Here is an 18,084-nt window from a genome sequence, read left to right as displayed (position 1 = left end):
GTGCCGCAACCATCGCGCTGGGCGATGGCGTGCTGGAACCTTGTCGCAAGAACCATGCCCGGTCGATCCGTCCGGCCGCCGGACGCCAAATCCCTGGCAATGCCTCGTTTCGACACAGATACGCACAGAAGGGTTGACCGATAATGAAACAACCACCGGGTTCAATACAGTTTTTTTACAACCCGGCGCGATGATCATCCGCCCGAACGCCGAAATCGGGAGATGGCACGGAAGTTGCGCTTCCGCTTCCTGATGATGCAGCAGTCGCTAATATACATGGAACCCATCCGAAAGTGCCGCCGGCCATGAAACCAGAGACGCCCGCCATTCTGATCCTGGGGACGCGCGGCATACCAGCGGCCCATGGCGGCTTTGAAACCTTCGCCGAAAGACTGGCTCTCTTTCTCGCCGCAAGAGGCTGGAAGGTCGGCGTCTACTGCCAGCAGGAGGTCGACCGGGTCGGGCAGAGGGTGCGCAGCGAAACCTGGCGCGGCATCGAGCTCATCCATGTCGAGGTCGCCTCCAGGGGGCCGCGCGCGACACTGGAATTCGACTGGCAATGCGCCCGCGACGCCGCCAGGCGGCCGGGCGTCTGCCTCGTCCTCGGCTACAATGGCGGGATCTTCCTGACCTGGCTCAGGCTGATGCGGCGCAAGATCATCACCAACATGGACGGCATCGAGTGGCGCCGCCCCAAATGGGGCATGGCGGCGCGCACCTGGTTCTGGCTCAACGAGTGGATTGCCGCCTGGACTTCGCATCGCCTGGTCGCCGATCATCCCGCCATCGCCGACCATCTGGCGACGCGCCGGCCGCGCAGCGCCATCGCCACCATCGCCTATGGCGCCGATCCGGTGACATCGGCGCCCGAGGCGGCGGTTCGGGCGCTCGGCCTCGAGCCCGGGCGCTATTTGATCTCGATCGCGCGCATCGAACCCGACAACAACATCCTGCCGATCATCGAAGCCTTTTGCAGCCGCAAGCGCGACATGAAGCTGGTGGTGCTGGGCACGCTTTCCGACGAAATCCCCTATCACGTCGCCGTCCGCAAGGCGGCGAACGGCTCGGTGGTTCTGCCGGGCGCCATCTACGACCAGGACACGGTGAAGGCGCTGCGCTACCACGCGCGCGCCTATCTGCACGGCCACACGGTCGGCGGCACCAACCCGTCGCTGGTCGAGGCGCTGGCCGCCGGCAACATGGTGATCGCCCACGACAATCCCTACAACAGGTGGACCGCCGGGGCCGCCGCCATCTATTTCACCGATACCGCCAGCTGCGCCGAGCGGATGCAACAGGCGCTGGACGACGACGCCCTCGTCGCGGCCTGTGGCAAGGCCGCCAGGGCGCGTGCCAATGAAGCCTTCCGCTGGGACGACGTCCTGCTCGCCTACGAGCGTGAAGCCTACCGGCTGCTCGGCATGACCGCCGCCGAAGCCGTCGCGATCGATCGCCCTTCGCCCGGCACCGCATGACGGGCTGGTCGCGCCGGCGGGTATTGAAGACGGCGCTGTCCACGGCGGCGGTGCTGGGCTCCGCCCCGATCGCGCCGTCCGCCCGCGCCGCCGAGGCACCGCATTTTCGCCGCGGCGTCAACGCCTGGCCCTGGTTTTCGCTGACACGTGAATTTCCGGCCCCTCGCACCGATTACGGCTGGCCGCCATTCCAGTCGCAACGGCCGGTTCCGACATCGGCCGATCTGCGCCGGTTGCGCGAGACCGGACTGGATTTCATCCGCTTGCCCGTCGATCCCGGCCCTTTCCTGGCGGCCGACGCCACCTCCCGCGGTCAGTTGCTGGACATGCTGGACAAGGCCGTCACTGCCACGCTCGACGCCGATCTCGGCATCATCGTCAACGTGCAGGCCAATGGCGCCACCCATTATTGGAACCCTGACCGCATGGTCTCCAGCACCGCCGCGCCGGCCTTCGATCTCTATCGCGGGCTGATCGGCAAGCTTGCCGGCAGGCTGGAACGGTTCCAGCCGGGCAAGGTGGCGCTCGAGCCGGTCAACGAACCGCCGCAGGCCTGCGCGTCCGACGTCTGGTCGCAGGTCCAGCACGCGCTCCTGACCGCGGCAAGGGCATCGTCCGCCACCTTGCCGCTGGTCGTCACTGGCGGTTGCGGCTCGATGGTCGGCGGACTGACCGCGCTCGATCCGGCGCCGCTGTCGCCGTTCGAGCCGATCCTGTTCACCTTCCATTTCTACGAACCCTATCTGTTCAGCCACCAGGGCGCGCCGTGGATGCGTGAGCCCGTCTACCGCTCGCTCAACAACGTGCCATGGCCGGCATCCGCCGGCTCGCTGGAGGAGACGCTGGCGTCCGTCAGGGCGCGTATGGCCAAGGACACCGAAACGACCGACGAGGCCAAGCGCGCCGCCTATGCGGAAACCGAGCGCGTGCTGAAGGTCTATTTCGATGCCCAGCCCGACCGGGGCTTCGTCGACAGATATCTGCGCCAGGTTCGCACCTGGGGCGACGCCCATGGCCTTGCGCCGGACCGCATCGTCATGGGCGAGTTCGGCGCGCTGCGCACCGACGCCCGCTATGTAGCCGCGCCCAACCCCGATCGCGCGCGCTACATCGCCGACGTGCGGCAGAGCGCGGAGGCGTTCGGCTTCCCCTGGGCATTCTGGAATCTCTTCGACGGCATGGGGATGATGGACGACACCACGCGCGCCCTCGACCCCGCCATCATCGACGCGCTTGGCCTGACCATGCCAGCGGACTAGGGTCAAAAACCCAATCACTCCGAACGAGTTCAGCCCAAAGTCGACTTACGTCTTCCTCGAAGCGAACGGCAATTTTGCGCCGCATTTCGGTCATTCCGAACCGACCTTCGATCTCCTAAAAGCGGACGTTGCTATGAGATTTCTGGCTTCGATCACCGAATGTCCCCTTGCGACGAGAGCCTGGAATTCGTCCCGCATACGGATATGGTGGCCTGGGTCCCTGCGAAGTGCTTTCGGTACTTCATTCCCATGACGGAATGCTGTCCGGGTGGCGCCGCCATCTGCATTGCGCCACTCGAGATGAGGGTCAGGAATGAACTCAAACCTGTTCGGCGCAGGCACTAGCTGCGGCGTCAGACAGATCCATTGATTTTCAATCATGACGACCGAGTGGAGGATTAGGTCTTCACCATGAGGCAACCATCCAGTGACCTGTCTGCTGTTGCCATCCGGGTCATTGGCAGCTTGCTCACCGCAATTTCGGTGACAGTCATAATGAACGAAGCCAGTTGCCAAAAGCTCTTCCGCGGGCGGCCGAGAAACAACTACGCGCGGTAGCGCGCTCACCTCCTCATAGGTGGCCGCCTCTATTTCCGATGGCGGGAAGGCCATAGACTCCACGTTTTGTCGGATCAGATCCGCAAGTTTGATGTTCTCGGTGGTTCTCGCTGCCACAGTAGTTGCCTCCTGTTTCATAAAGGGGCCCAATTCGGTTTCGGGCGACAGACTTGATCGTTCGACGCCCTGCCTGCTGCTGCTACTTCAAAAATCTGACGTTGAGCGGTCATCCGGTGCATCGCGAATGGCCGCTTCGAACTTCAAGATACACCGTTCGTGCTGGCCGCCTCGGGAAACAGCGCGAAAAAGGCGCCTTTGGTCATGCTTGCATTGAAACAGAATTGCTCATTCTGTTTCAACGTTCCCCTCCCGACGCATTGAAGGGTTCGACGCTGATGTCGCATGATGCTACCTAGGCCGTGAACTCATAAATGCGGCGTGAACGAGTGGGCGGAAGACGGCCGTTCCAGTCGCGCCCCTTCAACCGTTACAAGTGCGCTCCCTAAGCGCTATCTACGACGCAGCGACATCAGGGGGCGAACATTGGCACGGGCGAATGAGAAATGGCTTGAGGTTGCCGGTGTTCCTCTCCCCGACCGTCTATCTTTGCGGAGCGTAGATGCTTCAAACCTGGGTGATGTTGCCGAGAGCCGGATCCGCGAGGGCTATACGCAAGAGGAGAGAGATTCCGGCGTGAAAATGCTCGACTCAGTCGAGCTTCTTGAACAATGGGAACCCTCCAACCCCAGAAGCGTGGCCCTGGCTATGTGTCTGGCTATTGGATGGGACGACGACATAGGAACCGACGATTTCCGCGTCTACGTCGTGACCAAGGACCTGAGATCGCACTTGCCACTTCGCTCCACCGCATGGGTGTTTGTCGATGTGTTTGAGTGGCAGAGCGTATTGGCGAGCCTCCTTAACATCTTGCGGAAATGCGAACACGCGACGTGGGATGATAGCGTGCAAGAACTCAGAAAGCGCTTCGATTGGGAATATGAGGGCATGGGCGGGAGGTAATCGAACTTCAGCGCCTGGTCGTTGTCGGCTGCCGCTTTTGCTGAAACGGAATGAGCAATTCCGTTTTATGCATCGTTAGTGAGCTCACTAAATTGAGGCGGATGGAGGCGGATAAGGCCGATATCTTGATGGGCAAGCTTGCGCATATGCCGCCAGCAGATCACAAGCAAAAGCCGGAGGGCAAGAAGGCACGATGAGCGTCGTCAGCGGTGTGGTCCTTTGTTCATCTAATGCTGAAGATCGTTCGAGCCCGAACGGTCAGCCAGTTCTTTTCGAGCGCATACAGGAGTGGCTAGCGGAGCGCGCCGGCCCCTTCCAACAACTTAACAGTGTCGAGGCTAGCTTTGGCGGCAGCAAGCACCCGCAATTGTTTGTAGCCGGCGGCGGCTTCAACCATTTCCCCGAAGACGACTTTGCGGCCTACGTGATGTCGCTACCTTGGCAAAACCCAGAAAACGTTGTGCTGGTGATCGACCCCGAAGAGGGGGCTACCCGCGTCTTCAGACCTCCTGTTTGTAAAGGTAAATAATCGCCATCGAAAAGCTCGGGCGCGAAGGACGAATTGGCAGGCCGATGCCTCAAGGAGTAAAAGACACGGCGGCCATGTCGCTGATCTGATCCGCCTCGGACAGAGATGTAACCGCCATTGCCGTAGCGACCGCTTTCCACCCAAGTGCGGACGTCCCAGATGAAACAGAACTATAGTAATCTGTTTCATGCAGTGAACGTCCGCCTCGACGCAACGAGTGCAGGTGCCCTTACCGATCCCTTTGGGGTCGGCTGCAGAACGGCAGCGTCTCGCAACATACTACCGAAACCGGACGGTCTGGAAACGGCCCATCTCGGCCATTGGCGGCAGCCGGTTGATTGAGCTTTGTGAAACGGCAATTGCATCAAAAAGATGTGGAGCGGTTCTGCGTTTCCATGAAACGAGGAACTGCTCTGACCGGCCTGAGCGCCGCGCGCGCCGGCCGGTAGAGGGCAAGGCACAGCAAGGCGATCTTGGTGAGCAGCGTGGTCTTGGAGGAGATGCTTTCCGAGGTGTTGAGGAGAATGAGCCAGCCCACGATCGGCAGCCAGACGCCGGGATGGCAGCGGCGCGCCACCTCATGCATGAACAGCCCGAAGGCGGACATCATCAACAGGGTGAAGAAGGCGCCCTGGTAGACCGTCATGCGGATGAACGGGTTCTCGATACCCCATTCGAGGCCGTTGATCCGGCGCAGGCTCTCGACGAGATCGACGCTCGGCCCGACGATCACGTCGCGCAGCTCCAGATATTTGAAGATCTCGAACATCTCGACGCGGGCATTGGCGCTGCCGCCGTCCGAAACGAAGCGGCCAAGCAGCGCATCGAAAAAGCCCTGTGAGGCCAGGACGGCGATGGCAACCGGCAGCAGCGCGGCCAGCATGCTCGCCAGCGCGGCGCCGAGCAGGTTGACGCGTCCGGTGCGCAATTTGCGAAAGCCGTGGAAAAGCACATAGCTGCCGCCCAGCAGGATGGTCACCACCATCGCCGACCGGCCGCCGAACGCAACGAGCGCCGCGCATTGCAGGCCGACCATCGCCAGCCGCAGCGGCGCCGGCAGCGATCTCGCGCCGCTGAGCAGCGCCAGCACGTAGATCGACGTCAGCGTGGCATTGACCAGCGGATGCCCCTGCAGCGCGCTCGAACGCAGGTCGGTGGCGAACACCTCGCCATCGAAGCGATAGGGGAAGAGCAGCGTCTTGGTGGCGAACTCGACGAGGGCGAGCAGCGCGTTGGCCGTCATGACCGCGTGAATGACGGTGGGCAGCTTGGCGAATGTCCATTCGTCGTCCTCGCCGAGCAAGAGCACCGCGAGCCCGGAAGCCACGAAGGTGTCGATCATGCCGGCCATGCCGGGCCGTTGCCTGAGGATGACGACGGCCAGGAGCACGATGGCGATGACGACCATCAGCGCGGTCGCCGGCCGCCGGTCGGCGACGTGGACGCAATAGCCGACCGGATTGCCGAACGTGCATGAACGCCAGGCAAACAGCAGGATGATGAGATAGGTGGAGGGATGGATCTTGGTCGCCGCGCTGCCCGACAGGCCATCGTAATTGTAGCCCAGCAGCCAGAGCATGCCGCCCGAGACGGCGAACAGCACCACCACGGCGGCGATCAGTCCAACCTGCGTCACCGCATCGACGGAGGTGCCGGCGCGGGGCGCGGCGCCACTGAGGGTCGAGGCGGTTCCGCTCCAGCCGGAGGCCATGTCAGGCCACCTCGTCGACCAGCAGCGCGCCTGTCGGCACCCGCCCCATGACGGAAATCGCCTGCACGGTCGCCGTCACGTCACGCATCGGCGTGGCGTTCAGCCTGGCGACGAGCACGATCTCGTCCACCATGGCGACAAGCGGCGAGGCATTCAGGTTCTCGGCGAGCGCGCCGCCATCGACGACGACGAGTTCGAAACTCCGGCTCGCCTGGGTCAGCATGTGCTGCGCGAAGTAGACGCCGTGGGCTTCCTGGAAGACCGCCTTGGGCCGGCCCCTGCCCAGAAGCGCGACGTTGCTGCCCGGGGCATATCGGCTGATGGCTTCAAACGCATACTCGCCGCGCAGCACGTCGAGTATCCCGGGCTGCGGGTCCTTCTGGCCGTTGCTGGCGTTGGTGTCGACGAACAGGACGCGGCTGCCCCTGGCAGCCGCGGCGTTGGCGAGCAGCCGTGCGATCCTGTTGCGCTGCGCGCCATCCTCGGGTGGCGACGTCACCAGAATGCTTGGCACCAGCGGCCAATCCGGCGGGCGTCTGCCGGAGGTGAACATGCGCCGCAGCGCCAGGCCGACGACGGCGTCCGTCCTCTGGCTGGCCGCGACGGCCGGGCTCGCGCCGAAAGGCCACCAGCGCCGTCCCGCCTTCGTTCCCGCCGGCAGGATGCCAAGCACGGGGGCATCGATCACCGACTGCATCTGGTTGCTGGAAAGCACGGTCGGCGAGGAATATTCCGCGATCAGCGCCAGGCCGGTGCCCAGTCCCAATCCGCCGAACACGGCGCCAAACAGGAGCAGCCCCAGCGGCGGCCAGCTCTTTTTCTGGGCCGGCATGGCATCCGAGATGACGCGCGCGTTGGTGCTGTCGACGTTGATCTGCTCGCGCGTTTCCTGGGCCCGCTGCAGGTAGGTCGCGTAGACGGAACGCACCGCCTCGAGGTCGCGCTGCAATTCGCGCAGCCGCACCGATGCCTGGTCGGTGTCGAGCGACTTGCTCTTCATGCCCGCGACTTTCGCTTCCAGCGCCTGCTGGTTGGCGAGCGCCCGCTCGTAGTCGGTCTCGGCGGCCGTCTGGATGCGGCCGAGCTCGCGCGCGATCAGCCGACGCGTGTCGCGCAGCTGCTGCTGCGCGGCGATCATCGACGGATGGCGCGGCCCGAGTTCCGTGCCAAGCTGCGAGACCTGGTCGACAAGCGTTGCTTCCTGTGCCCGAAGGCTCGAAATCACCGAAGAGCGCATCGCTTCCGAGGTCGCGTCGGCCGTGCCGTTCTGCTTGCGGAGCTGGTCGACCTGCGCCTTCAGCGTCGCCGTGCGGCTTTGCGCCGCCGAAAGCTGCGTGTTGAGATCGGTGAGTTCCTGGTCGCTGACCAGGGTACCCGCCGCCATCACCATGTTGTTGGCCGCCTTGTAGGCCTCGACGGCGTTTTCTGCCTGCTGAACGCGCTTGCGCTGTTCGTCCAGCCGCGCCGTGATCGACTTCGACGCATCCGTGGCGGCCTGCGCGCGCGCGTTTGCCTGGTCGGCCAGATAGGCCTGCGCGATGGCATTGGCCAGGAGCGCGGCCTTGTCGGCGCTCTTGGCCGTGACGATCACGTCGATGACCAGCACCTTGTCCGCGCGCTTCACCGCGAGACGGCTGCGCAGCGCATCGAGGGTCGAGAGCGTCCTGTCCTTCTGGTCCGGACCCGAGCCGAGCAAGCGCGACAGCAGGCCCTGCCCGTTGAATTCCGGATCCGCCGTCAGGTTCGTTGCCTTGATCGCCCGCAGCAGCACGCCCGTCGACTGGACGACGCTGACCTGGCTTTCAACCTGCGTGATGCCGCCGTCGGGTGCCAGCCCGCTCGGATTGATGTTGTTGGTGACCACCTGCAGGTCCTGCGGATCGACGATGATTTCCGCCACCGAGCTGTAGAGCGCGGGCGTGAGCAGGCCGTAGAGCAGGGTCGCGAGCGTCAGCAGCACGGCGGTGCCGATGATCCACAGGCGACGGCGCACCAATATGCGCTTCAGGTCGCCGAGCTCGACTGTCGAAGGTGCGTAGGATGCCGCCGATTCCACCGGTCCCGCTTCCGGAAAGTATTGCTGAGGAACGCTGGGCAGAGATGATAGCATAGCTGCCTCCTACAATACTCCATTTGCCTGCAAGACCAAATTGCGGCGTGAGCCTAGCTATTCCTCCAATTGTTAAAACATTATTAATTATGTTCGCAGCTGCTTGGAATTTTGGCACGGGGTTTGCTTAGAAGGAAACCGGAGTGTTCAGATCGCGCGGCAGGAGACGGACATAGATGGGGCAGTTTTTGAACCGGGCCGGCTGCGTCGGCAATGACATGCGCCGGACCGTCGAGCGTCCGATATGCGGGTAAGCCTTCGCCTGGACAGCCAATGCGTCCGCGCTTTTCACCTCATGCTGCTCCAACGCCTGGCCGCGCTTCCAGACGTGACGGTGTCTGTCGACGGCCGGCCGGCCGGCGGCGGCCTCCCGCGCGGCGCGGAGGCCTTGTTCCAACTTGAAACGGCGATACACGGCCTGTCCCATGACGGGCTGGCGAAACGCGTGCCACTTTCGGACCTCGCTCCCTACCGCACGGAAGGGCCCGCTTCCCCCGACCTGGTGCTCGACCTCTGCGGTGACGTCGATCCGGAAGCAAGCCGCGTCTGGCGCGTCACCTACGATGGCGCCGGTGGAGAAGAAGCCTTGCTGGCCCTGATCCTCGACGGCCGGACGCCGCTTGCCCGGATCGAGGAGAACGGCGTTGCGATTGCCGCCGGGCGCCTGGGAACCGAATATGGCGGCATCGCGCTCGCCTCTTTCCAGGACATGCTGGCGCGCACGGCAACCCTGGTCGTCGCGGCAATGACGGGCGCGGCGAAGGCCACCGCCCTTCCGGCGCTGCCCGAGGCGGCGCAGGCCGGGGCCCCGCCGCCGATGCCCTCGGCCGGCAAGCTTGGCGTCAGGGCGGCCAAGGCGCTGGCGCGGCGGATCGTCCAGAAGATCTATCATCTTTGCTACAACGCGCCGCACTGGAAGGTCGGCTGGCGTGAGACCAATGGCAGGGATCTGTTCGAGCTGCGCGCGCACCCGGCATCGGGCTGGCAGGTGCTGCCGGACGACGGCAGCCGCTTCTACGCCGATCCGTTCCCGATCCTGCATCAGGGCCAGCTCACCTTGTTTGTCGAGGACTATATCCACCGGCTCGGCAAGGCCATCATCTCCGCCGTCCCGTTCGGCCCGGCGGGGCCGCTCGGAAGCCCGAAGCCGGTGCTGGAACTGCCCTATCACCTCTCCTACCCCTTCGTCTTCGAGCGCGACGGCGAGGTCTGGATGATCCCGGAAAGCTGCGCCAACGGCACGGTCGATCTCTACCGGGCGACCGCCTTTCCCGGCGGCTGGGTCAAGGAATCGACGCTTCTGTCCGGCGTCGTTGCCAGTGACGCCACGCTGGTCGAGCATGGCGGACGCTGGTGGATGTTCGCCACCATCCGGGATGGTGGAGGCACCATCCGGGACGGCGGAGGTGCCTTTTCCGACGCGCTGCATCTGTGGTCGGCGCCTGATTTTCGCGGACCCTGGACGCCGCATCCGAACAATCCCGTGCTGATCGACATTGCCTCGGCAAGGCCGGCCGGCCGCATGGTGAAACGCGGCAACGACCTCATCCGCCCCGTGCAGGACTGCCGCCGCAGCTATGGCGCCGCGCTCGGCATCGCCCGCGTTTCGCGCCTCGACCTGAGCGGCATGGAGCAGGTCGTTGAGACGATCTTAAATCCGGGTGAGCTATGGAACGGGCGCAAGCTGCACACACTCAACGAGGCGGGAGGCTTCGAGTTCATCGATGGCTCGGCGATCGCGCCGCGCTGGAAGCATCGGCGTGGATTAACCTAAACATTGGTTGCTACCGGCCTCACGCAAAGGTTGCTTGAGGTTGATTGAGGCCAGAAAGATAGTCGGGACAATGCCCGGAGAAGCATGATGAGCAGCCAGAAAGAGCCTGAGACACCCGCCGGAAACGCCGAGCCGACGACGGTCGACGTGGCGATTGTCGGCGCCGGACTGGCCGGCACGACCTTGGCGATGCTGCTGGGCAGAGACGGGCGCAAGGTCGCGTTGATCGATCCGCACCAAACCCATCCCGACGAATTCAGGGCCGAGAAGCTTGGCACGGGCCAGGGGCGTCTGTTCGAGAAGCTGGGCCTGGACTCGATCGTCCTGCCTCTGATGACGCCGATGGACGACATCCACGTCTTTCGCCTTGGCCAGTTGTTCGCACGCGAACGGCGCGTCGAATACGGATTTTCCTACGGCGCGCTGATCAATGGCTTGCGCGCCGCCTTGCCGCCCCAGGTGCCGGTCACCGTGGCCAAGGTCGCCGAGGTCACCACCGGGCCGGACAAGCAGCGGCTTGTCCTCAACACCGGCGCCATCATCGAGGCACGGCTGCTGGTGGTGGCCACCGGCCACAGCGAGGCGGTGCGCCGCGCCATCGGCGTCCGCCGCATCGAGGAGTCCAAGGGCCATTCGCTGTCGATCGGATTCGATCTTGCGATCCCGCCGAGCGAATGCGGCTTTCAGGCCGTCACCTGTTTCGCCAGCCGACCCGAGGACCGGATGGCCTATATCAGCGTGTTTCCCATCGGCGGCGTCATGCGTGCGAACATGTTCGGCTATCGCCAGGCGAACGAGCCGTGGACCAAGGCGTTCCGCAAGAATCCGCAGAAAATGCTTTGCGAAATGATGCCGGAGATCGCGGCGCAGTGCGGGAACTTCAAGGTCAGCGGGCCAGTCGAGATCAGGCCGATCGATCTGACGCGGACGGAAGGGCATCGCCGTGACGGGGTTGTCTTTATCGGCGACGCCTTCTGCACGACATGTCCGACGCCGGGCGTCGGCATCACTCGGGTGATGGCCGATGTCGATCAGCTCTATTCGGTTCACATTCCGCGCTGGCTCGAAACGCCGGGCATGGCGGCTGACAAGATCTGCGCCTTCTATGACGACCCGGTCAAGGTGGCCACCGACGAGGACGGTATGCGCGTGAGCTACTATGCCAGGTCCATCACCACCGGCACCGGACTCGAATGGCGCATGCGCCGCCTGCGCAACAACACCGCGCGCCAGCTGATGATCATCGGCCGCAAGATACGGCATTTCGGCCAGCGGCCAGCGGCCGTGGCCAAAATGCAATAAGGCGCGATCGACCGATCGCGCCTTTGTGCCTTCGCCTCACCGGGCGAACGCGTCAGACGTCAACCACTCAGGTCGGCGTGCCAGACGGAAGCGCCTGCGCCGTGACGGCCGAAAGCTTTTCACGCTTCTGCAACGTTGGCTTCTCATATTTCTTCAATGGATATGCCCTCCGCGTTGGATACCGAGACAAAAGAGCCAATTTGCTGCAAGGTGTCAATTGTGCCACGGCCAGCTGTCACAGCTTGAAAGGCACCCTCACCCCAGCGTCAGCCCGGCCTTCCTCGCTTCCGCCCGCAGGAACGGCAGGCCGACGCCGATGACGTCGTCGGGATTGTCGGCCACCGGCCGCCACACGGCGAGCCCGCCGGCAATGTCGACATCGACATGGTTCATGCTTTCGAGCGTGATGGCGCCGCTGTAGCCGATGCCGGCGATCGCCTTCATGCAGGCCGCCCAGTTGAGCATGCCGCGCCCCGGCACGCCGCGATTGGCTTCCGAGACATGGACATAGCCGAGATAGGGCGCGGCGGCCTTGAAGCCGGCCTCGAAGCTCTCCTCCTCGATATGCATGTGATAGGTGTCGAGATGGATGAAGATGTTGTCGGCGCCGACGCGCTCGATGATCCTCGCCGCGTCGATGCCGCGATTGATCAGATGCGTCTCGTAGCGGTTGCAGGGCTCGATGCCGAGCTTCAGCCCATGCGCCTTGGCGGCCTTGGCCGCGCGCGCCAGGAAGCTGCACATGCCGTCGATTTCGCCAGCCGTCGGGGCACGGCCCGAGGTCTTGCCGATCGTGCCGTAGGTGACGCCGCCGAGCGCTTCACTGCCCACCGCTTCGCACACCGTGAAGGCCGGCTCGAGGAAGGCAAGCGCTTCGTCCGGCCGCGCCACCACGTCGAGTGAAGCCGGCAGGCCAAGCGACGGAATAAGCTCGACATTCCAGCGTTCGGCGAAAGCGCGCGTGCGCCTGGTGTCGATCTCCTCGGGGCGCAGCAGCGGGATTTCCAGCAGGCCGATGCCGAGCCCCTTCAGCCGCTCCATCTGCGGCTCGATCAGGTCGAGGTCCCAGACCGGCGCGATGGCGAAAGTGTGCAGTCCAAAGGTATTCATCGGTTCAGCCTCTCTGTTCGTGCGCCGCCGCGGCGCTGGTGTCGCCGCCGCCGACGATGCGGCCGACGACTTCGTTCATGTTGGTTTTCGCGGTGACCAGATTGGCCTCGGCGCGGCCGTGGCGCAGCACGACGATGCGGTCGGTGACCGCCAGCACGTCGTTGAGCCTATGCGAGATCAGGATCACGGCGATGCCTTCCGACTTCAGCCGGCGGATGAGGTCGAGCACGCTCTGCACCTCGCGCACGGCAAGCGCCGCCGTCGGTTCGTCCATGATCACGAGCCTGGGGTTGAAGGTCAGCGCCCGCGCGATCGCCACCGTCTGCTGCTGGCCGCCCGAGAACGAGCCGACCGAGCGGTTGATCGACGGCAGATGCGCGCCCAGCCGCTCGATCATCTTGCCCGCCTGGCGGTCCATCTCGGCCTTGTCGACAAAGCCTGGAATGAGCCCGAACAGCTTCTTCGTCGGCTCGCGGCCAAGGAAGATGTTGGCCGCCACGTCCTGCTGCTTGGCCAGCGACAGGTCCTGGTAGATCATCTCGATGCCGAGCTCGCGCCGCTGGCCGGGGTCGAGCGGCAGGATGTCCTTGCCGCCGAGCTCGATCGAGCCGGCGTCCGCCTGGTAGATGCCGGTGATGGTCTTCATCAGCGTCGACTTGCCGGCGCCGTTGTCGCCGACGAGGCCGATCACCTCGCCGGCCTCGACCGAAAGGTCGACGCCATGCAGCACGTCGACTGCGCCAAAACTCTTGCGGATGCCTTGCAGGGTGAGAAGGGTCATACGCGTGACTCCTTGCGCACCTGGTACTGGTCGATGAAGACCGCCAGGATCAGCACCGCGCCGATCGCCATCTGCTGGTAATAGGACTGCACCGCGAGCAGCGTCAGCCCGTTCTGCAGCACCCCCATGATCAGCGCGCCGATCATGGTGCCGAGGATCGAGGCGCGGCCGCCGAACAGATTGGTGCCGCCGATGATCGCCGCGGTGATCGCGGTGAGTTCGTAGTTGATGCCGGCGGTCGGGTCGCCGGCGTTGACGCGAGCGGTGAACAGGAGGCCGGCAAGGCCGGCGAGCGCCCCCGACAGCGTGTAGATGATGCGGCGGTGGTGCTCGACGCGGATGCCGGCGGCGCGCGCCGCGCCCTCGCTGTCGCCGAGCGCCAGCGTGTGGCGGCCGAAGCGCGTATAGGCGAGCAGGCAATGCGCCACGATCGCCGTCAGCACCAAGAGGATGACCGGCATCGGAATGCCGAACGGCCGGCCCTGGCCGATATAGACGATTGCGGACGGCAGGCCGTAGATCGCCCTGCCCTGCGAGATGACCAGCGCCAAGCCGCGCGCCAGGCCGAGCATGCCGAGCGTGACGATGAAGGCCGGCACGAAGGCGCGGGTGACCAGTTGGCCATTGATATAGCCGGCAAGCCCGCCGGCGATGATGCAGGCGCAGACCGCGAACACCGACGGCCAGCCCAGATTGACGGCCACGAAAGCGCCGGCGACGCCGGCCAGGCCCATCACCGAGCCGAGCGACAGGTCGAGCCCGCCCGAGCCGATGACGAAGGTGGCAGCAATGGCCAGCACGCCGATCGTCGATGTGGCGAGCAGGATGTTGAGGAAATTGCTGAGCGACAGGAAGTAGGGCGACAGCACCGCCATGACGGCGCTGAGCGCCACCAGCACCAGCAGCGATTCCAGCCTGATATGGAGCCGTTCGACGGATGCGCGCTGCACCCGGGACCAGAATGACATTGGTTGCACCTTTTATGAGGCAGTAGGCAGTGGGGATTAGGCAGTAGGGTAGAAGTCGATCGGGATCAGCTCCAAGGGCGGAACATGCCTGGTTCCCCTACTGCCTACTGCCTACTGCCTATTCCCTATTTCACATATTCCAGCATCGGCTCCTTGCCGGCGTCGAGCACGTCCTTGGTCAGCACCAGGGTCGGCACGGCGATGCTGTCCTCGACCTTTTCGCCGGCCAGCGCCTTCTTGACGTTTTCGACCGCCTGCTTGCCGACGAGGTAGGGCAGTTGCGCAACGGAAGCGTTGAGGCGGCCGTCCTTGATCGACTTCACCGCATCCGAATTGCCGTCGACGCCGATGATCGTCACCTGCGGACCCTTGCCGGCGGCGTAGACGGATTCGACCGCACCCAGCGCCATGCCGTCATTGGCGCAGAAGATGGCGACGAGGTCGGGATGCGCCGTCAGCGTGTCGGTGGCGATCGAGGCCGCCTTGCCGCGATCCCAGTCGCCCGGCAGCGAGGCGACGATTTCCAGGCCGGGCGCCAGCTCCTTCAGCTTGTCGGCAAAGCCCTTGGCGCGCTTCTCGCCGGTGATGTTGCCGGACAGGCCCTCGATCACCAGCACTGGACCCTTGGCGTCCTTGCCGAGCTTGGAGACGAGATAGTCCGCGCCTTGCGCGCCGGCCGCGCCATTGTCGGAGCCGATGTGGAAGGTGACCTTGATGCCTTCCTTGTCGAGCACCGCCTGGTCGAGATTGTTGTCGAGGTCGACGATCTTGATGCCGGCGTCCTGCGCCGCCTTCAGGCACGGCAGCAGATTGGTCGAGTTGATGGCGGCGGTGATCATCGCCGCCGGCTTGCGCTCCAGCATGGTGTTGCACAAATTGAGCTGCGGCTCGGCCGCCTGGTCGCTTTCGGCCGCCTGCTGGAAGTATTTCACGCCGGCTTCCTTGGCGCCGGCCTCGACGCCCTGGGCCATCGCGCCCCAGAACGGATTGGCAAGCGTCTTCATCAGCACGCCGTATTCGCCGTCCTCGGCCTTGGCCACGGAGATGGCCGAGAACGCGATTGCCGCGCCCAAAGCCAAAGTAAATCGATTTATCTTCAGAGCGAACGGTGTCATTTTGGTTTCCTCCGGTTGATGTCACGTGCCGCGAGCCGAGGCCAGGCGCGGCGTTTGCCTTCCGTCTTCGACAATGGGGGCTATTGTCGGTCTCCTCCCCCGGAATGCGGGACGTTGCCTGGCGAGCCAACGGATTCCCGCATCAAAACCTTGCAAGGTTCGAGCCGCGCGGTCGGCGGCCCCTCCTCGCCTTCAATCCTGGCAAACAGCGCTTCCATAGCGTGGCCGGCGATCTGGCGCACCGGCTGCACCACGGCGGCGATGGCCGGCCATGTCACCTGCATCCATTCGGCATCGTCGAAGCCGACCAGCGAAATATCGTTGGGGCAGTGCCAGCCGCGCCGGCGGAATTCGGACAGCGCCACCAGCGTGCCCTTGAGGAACAGCGAATAGACCGCCGTCGGGCGTTCGCCTTTTGCAAAGTAGTCGCGCAACTGGGCCCGCAGCGGTTCGACATCAGTTTCGGCAAGCACGACATCGATGCGGACGTCCGGCGCCAGTTTGAGCGCGGTGGCGCGAAAGCCGTCGAGGCGGGCGCGCACCGTGGCCGCCTGCTCGCCAAGGCCGATGACCAGGATGTGGCGGTGGCCCTTGCCGATCAGCGCGCGCGCCACTTCGGCGCTGGCGGAAGCACTGTCGGCCGATACCGTGTCGAAGGCGTCGTCCGACAGCACGCGGTCGATCAGCACGCCGGTCATGCCATTGGCCTTCATGAATGCGGCCGCCGGGCCATGCTCGTTGCGCACCGGCGCCAGCACGACGCCGGCCCCCCGCCAGTCATGCATGCGGGCGAGGATTTCCGTTTCGCGCGCCTCGGATTCGCGGCTCGAGGCCGCCACCAGCGTGTAGCCGCGCTGCTCGGCCAGGCTTTCGAGCTGGCTGACCATCTGGCCGAAGAACTCGCTTTCGAACTCTGGCATGATGGCGCCGATGATGCGGCGCTTGGCCCGCCGCATGTCGGAGGCCAGCGGATCGACGCGGTAGCCGAGATGCTCGACGGCATCGAAGACCCGCTGCGCATTCTCCGGCTTCACCGTGGTGACGCCCGCCATGACCTTGGAGACGGTGGCGGCGGACACGCCGGCGCGGCTTGCCACGTCGTGGATAGACGGACGCCGCTGCTGGGCTTGCCGATGCGCCATTGGTCCTCCTCCCGAGGCGCGGACGTCAGCATTTTCCGTCCGCTGCCAAAATGAGTAAATCGATTTTTCGTGGTTGTAAATCGTTTAATCGGAGGTATTTTGTCCGTCGAGAAAGCGCGGTCGGATCGCGCCCGGGAGGAATCATCATGTCAAACAGCGCCTTGCCGCTGGTCATCAGCGCGCCGGAACCACGCACGCTCGATCTCATCTTCACGCCGGATCAGCTGGCGCGCTTCAGGGCGAAGTACCGCATCGTCGAGACGACGCCCGATGGCGTGGCCAAGCTGCCGGCCGATGTGCTGGCCGAGGCCCGCTACATCGTCGGCCAACCGCCGATCACGCCCGAGACGCTGGCAAGCATGAAGGCACTGCGCTGCGTCTTCAATGTCGAGACCAACCTCCTCAACAACATGCCCTACGAGACACTGTTTTCGCGCGGCATCCATGTCGTCACCACCGGCCTGGTGTTCGCCGAGCCGGTGGCCGAGCTTGGCCTTGCCATGGCACTCAACCTCGCCCGCAACATCGTCGACGCCGACCTGGCCTTTCGCCAGGGCAAGGAGTTGTGGGGCGGCGACGGCAACCAGACGGCGCGGCTCCTCTCCGGCGCCGATGTCGGCATCATCGGCTTCGGCGATCTCGGCCGCGCGCTGAACCGGCTGCTGTCGGGCTTCCGCACCCGCACCAAGGTCTTCGACCCCTGGCTGCCGCCGTCGATCCTGATCGACAATGGTGTCGAGCCGGCTTCGCTGGACGAGGTGCTGGCGACCAGCGACTTCGTTTTCGTCGTCGCCTCGGTGACCAGCGAGAACCAGGGCTTTCTGGGTAGCCCGGCCTTTGCCAGCATGCGCAAGGGCGCCGCCTTCATCCTGCTCAGCCGCGCCGGCGTCGTCGACTTCCCGGCCCTGATGGACGCAGTGAAGAGCGGCCACATCGTCGCCGCCAGCGACGTCTTTCCCGAAGAGCCGCTGGCGCAGGACCATCCCGTGCGCGCCCTGCCCGGCTTCCTGCGCTCGGCCCACCGCGCCGGCGCGCTCGACATCGCCTTCAAGCGCATGGGCGACATGGTGCTGGAGGACATGGACCTGATCGACCGCGGCCTGCCGCCGCTGCGCTCCAAGCGCGCCGAACGCGAGACGGTGTCGAGGATGCGCTCCAAGCCGGTCGACAAGAACTAGAGCATGATCCCGAAAAGTGGAATCCGGTTTTCGGGAAAGATCATGCTCAAAC

General features: G+C 64.5%; 16 protein-coding genes. 7 read left to right on the top strand and 9 right to left on the bottom strand.

Annotation, left to right across the window (positions count from 1 at the left end; all coding sequences use genetic code 11):
* Positions 1 to 305: 305 nt before the first annotated feature.
* Together NR193_RS27235 and NR193_RS27230 are read left to right on the top strand one after the other, a co-directional pair.
* The gene (locus NR193_RS27235) at positions 306 to 1,475 is read left to right on the top strand and encodes a DUF1972 domain-containing protein (RefSeq protein ID WP_256753801.1); all 1,170 of its coding nucleotides are present in this window, start codon (positions 306 to 308) and stop codon (positions 1,473 to 1,475) included.
* Positions 1,472 to 2,734, top strand: coding sequence for a glycoside hydrolase family 5 protein (locus NR193_RS27230; protein ID WP_256753800.1), 1,263 nt, complete (start codon positions 1,472 to 1,474; stop codon positions 2,732 to 2,734). Before NR193_RS27235 ends, NR193_RS27230 begins: the two co-directional genes overlap by 4 nt.
* 90 nt (positions 2,735 to 2,824) lie before the next feature.
* On the opposite strand, the gene NR193_RS27225 is transcribed toward NR193_RS27230, so the two are convergent.
* Positions 2,825 to 3,409, bottom strand: coding sequence for a hypothetical protein (locus NR193_RS27225; RefSeq protein ID WP_256753799.1), 585 nt, complete (start codon positions 3,407 to 3,409; stop codon positions 2,825 to 2,827).
* Positions 3,410 to 3,835: 426 nt separating this feature from the next.
* On the opposite strand from NR193_RS27225, the gene NR193_RS27220 reads away from it, so the two are divergent.
* Positions 3,836 to 4,312: an Imm8 family immunity protein gene (locus NR193_RS27220; RefSeq protein ID WP_256753798.1), complete on the top strand. Its 477-nt coding sequence runs from the start codon at positions 3,836 to 3,838 to the stop codon at positions 4,310 to 4,312.
* Positions 4,313 to 4,505: 193 nt separating this feature from the next.
* Entirely contained in the window at positions 4,506 to 4,841 is a 336-nt protein-coding gene (locus NR193_RS27215) for a hypothetical protein (RefSeq protein WP_256753797.1), read from the top strand.
* Positions 4,842 to 5,205: 364 nt separating this feature from the next.
* Here NR193_RS27215 and NR193_RS27210 read toward each other — a convergent pair whose 3' ends face one another.
* The 3 genes from NR193_RS27210 to NR193_RS33585 all read right to left on the bottom strand — a co-directional run bounded on the left by NR193_RS27210 (position 5,206) and on the right by NR193_RS33585 (position 9,077).
* Positions 5,206 to 6,552, bottom strand: coding sequence for a VpsF family polysaccharide biosynthesis protein (locus NR193_RS27210; protein WP_256753796.1), 1,347 nt, complete (start codon positions 6,550 to 6,552; stop codon positions 5,206 to 5,208).
* 1 nt (position 6,553) lies between these two features.
* Positions 6,554 to 8,662, bottom strand: a complete 2,109-nt coding sequence (locus NR193_RS27205; RefSeq protein WP_256753795.1) for an exopolysaccharide transport family protein — start codon at positions 8,660 to 8,662, stop codon at positions 6,554 to 6,556.
* Positions 8,663 to 8,789: 127 nt separating this feature from the next.
* Positions 8,790 to 9,077: a hypothetical protein gene (locus NR193_RS33585; protein ID WP_256753889.1), complete on the bottom strand. Its 288-nt coding sequence runs from the start codon at positions 9,075 to 9,077 to the stop codon at positions 8,790 to 8,792.
* On the opposite strand from NR193_RS33585, the gene NR193_RS27195 reads away from it, so the two are divergent.
* Positions 8,958 to 10,436: a formyl transferase gene (locus tag NR193_RS27195; protein WP_256753794.1), complete on the top strand. Its 1,479-nt coding sequence runs from the start codon at positions 8,958 to 8,960 to the stop codon at positions 10,434 to 10,436. The two genes, NR193_RS33585 and NR193_RS27195, sit on opposite strands and share 120 nt — an antisense overlap.
* 87 nt (positions 10,437 to 10,523) lie before the next feature.
* On the top strand, positions 10,524 to 11,738 hold the full coding sequence (locus NR193_RS27190; protein ID WP_256753793.1) for an NAD(P)/FAD-dependent oxidoreductase: 1,215 nt from the start codon (positions 10,524 to 10,526) through the stop codon (positions 11,736 to 11,738).
* A gap of 255 nt (positions 11,739 to 11,993) precedes the next feature.
* Here NR193_RS27190 and NR193_RS27185 read toward each other — a convergent pair whose 3' ends face one another.
* The 5 genes from NR193_RS27185 to NR193_RS27165 all read right to left on the bottom strand — a co-directional run bounded on the left by NR193_RS27185 (position 11,994) and on the right by NR193_RS27165 (position 16,854).
* Positions 11,994 to 12,848, bottom strand: a complete 855-nt coding sequence (locus NR193_RS27185) for a sugar phosphate isomerase/epimerase (protein ID WP_256753792.1) — start codon at positions 12,846 to 12,848, stop codon at positions 11,994 to 11,996.
* A 4-nt stretch (positions 12,849 to 12,852) separates the two neighbouring features.
* Positions 12,853 to 13,629, bottom strand: coding sequence for an ATP-binding cassette domain-containing protein (locus NR193_RS27180; protein ID WP_256753791.1), 777 nt, complete (start codon positions 13,627 to 13,629; stop codon positions 12,853 to 12,855).
* On the bottom strand, positions 13,626 to 14,597 hold the full coding sequence (locus NR193_RS27175) for an ABC transporter permease (protein WP_256753790.1): 972 nt from the start codon (positions 14,595 to 14,597) through the stop codon (positions 13,626 to 13,628). The genes NR193_RS27180 and NR193_RS27175 overlap by 4 nt, the downstream gene beginning before the upstream one ends.
* Before the next feature lie 125 nt (positions 14,598 to 14,722).
* The gene (locus tag NR193_RS27170) at positions 14,723 to 15,712 is read right to left on the bottom strand and encodes a substrate-binding domain-containing protein (RefSeq protein WP_256753789.1); all 990 of its coding nucleotides are present in this window, start codon (positions 15,710 to 15,712) and stop codon (positions 14,723 to 14,725) included.
* A gap of 80 nt (positions 15,713 to 15,792) precedes the next feature.
* The gene (locus NR193_RS27165; RefSeq protein ID WP_256753788.1) at positions 15,793 to 16,854 is read right to left on the bottom strand and encodes a LacI family DNA-binding transcriptional regulator; all 1,062 of its coding nucleotides are present in this window, start codon (positions 16,852 to 16,854) and stop codon (positions 15,793 to 15,795) included.
* Positions 16,855 to 17,000: 146 nt separating this feature from the next.
* On the opposite strand from NR193_RS27165, the gene NR193_RS27160 reads away from it, so the two are divergent.
* Entirely contained in the window at positions 17,001 to 18,032 is a 1,032-nt protein-coding gene (locus tag NR193_RS27160; RefSeq protein WP_256753787.1) for a hydroxyacid dehydrogenase, read from the top strand.
* Positions 18,033 to 18,084: the final 52 nt, after the last annotated feature.

This window comes from Mesorhizobium sp. Mes31 (assembly GCF_024519675.1).
Classification (GTDB): Bacteria; Pseudomonadota; Alphaproteobacteria; order Rhizobiales; family Rhizobiaceae; genus Mesorhizobium.
The sequence above is the reverse complement of the archived record's forward strand: the minus strand, read 5'-3'. Positions and strand labels throughout refer to the sequence as shown.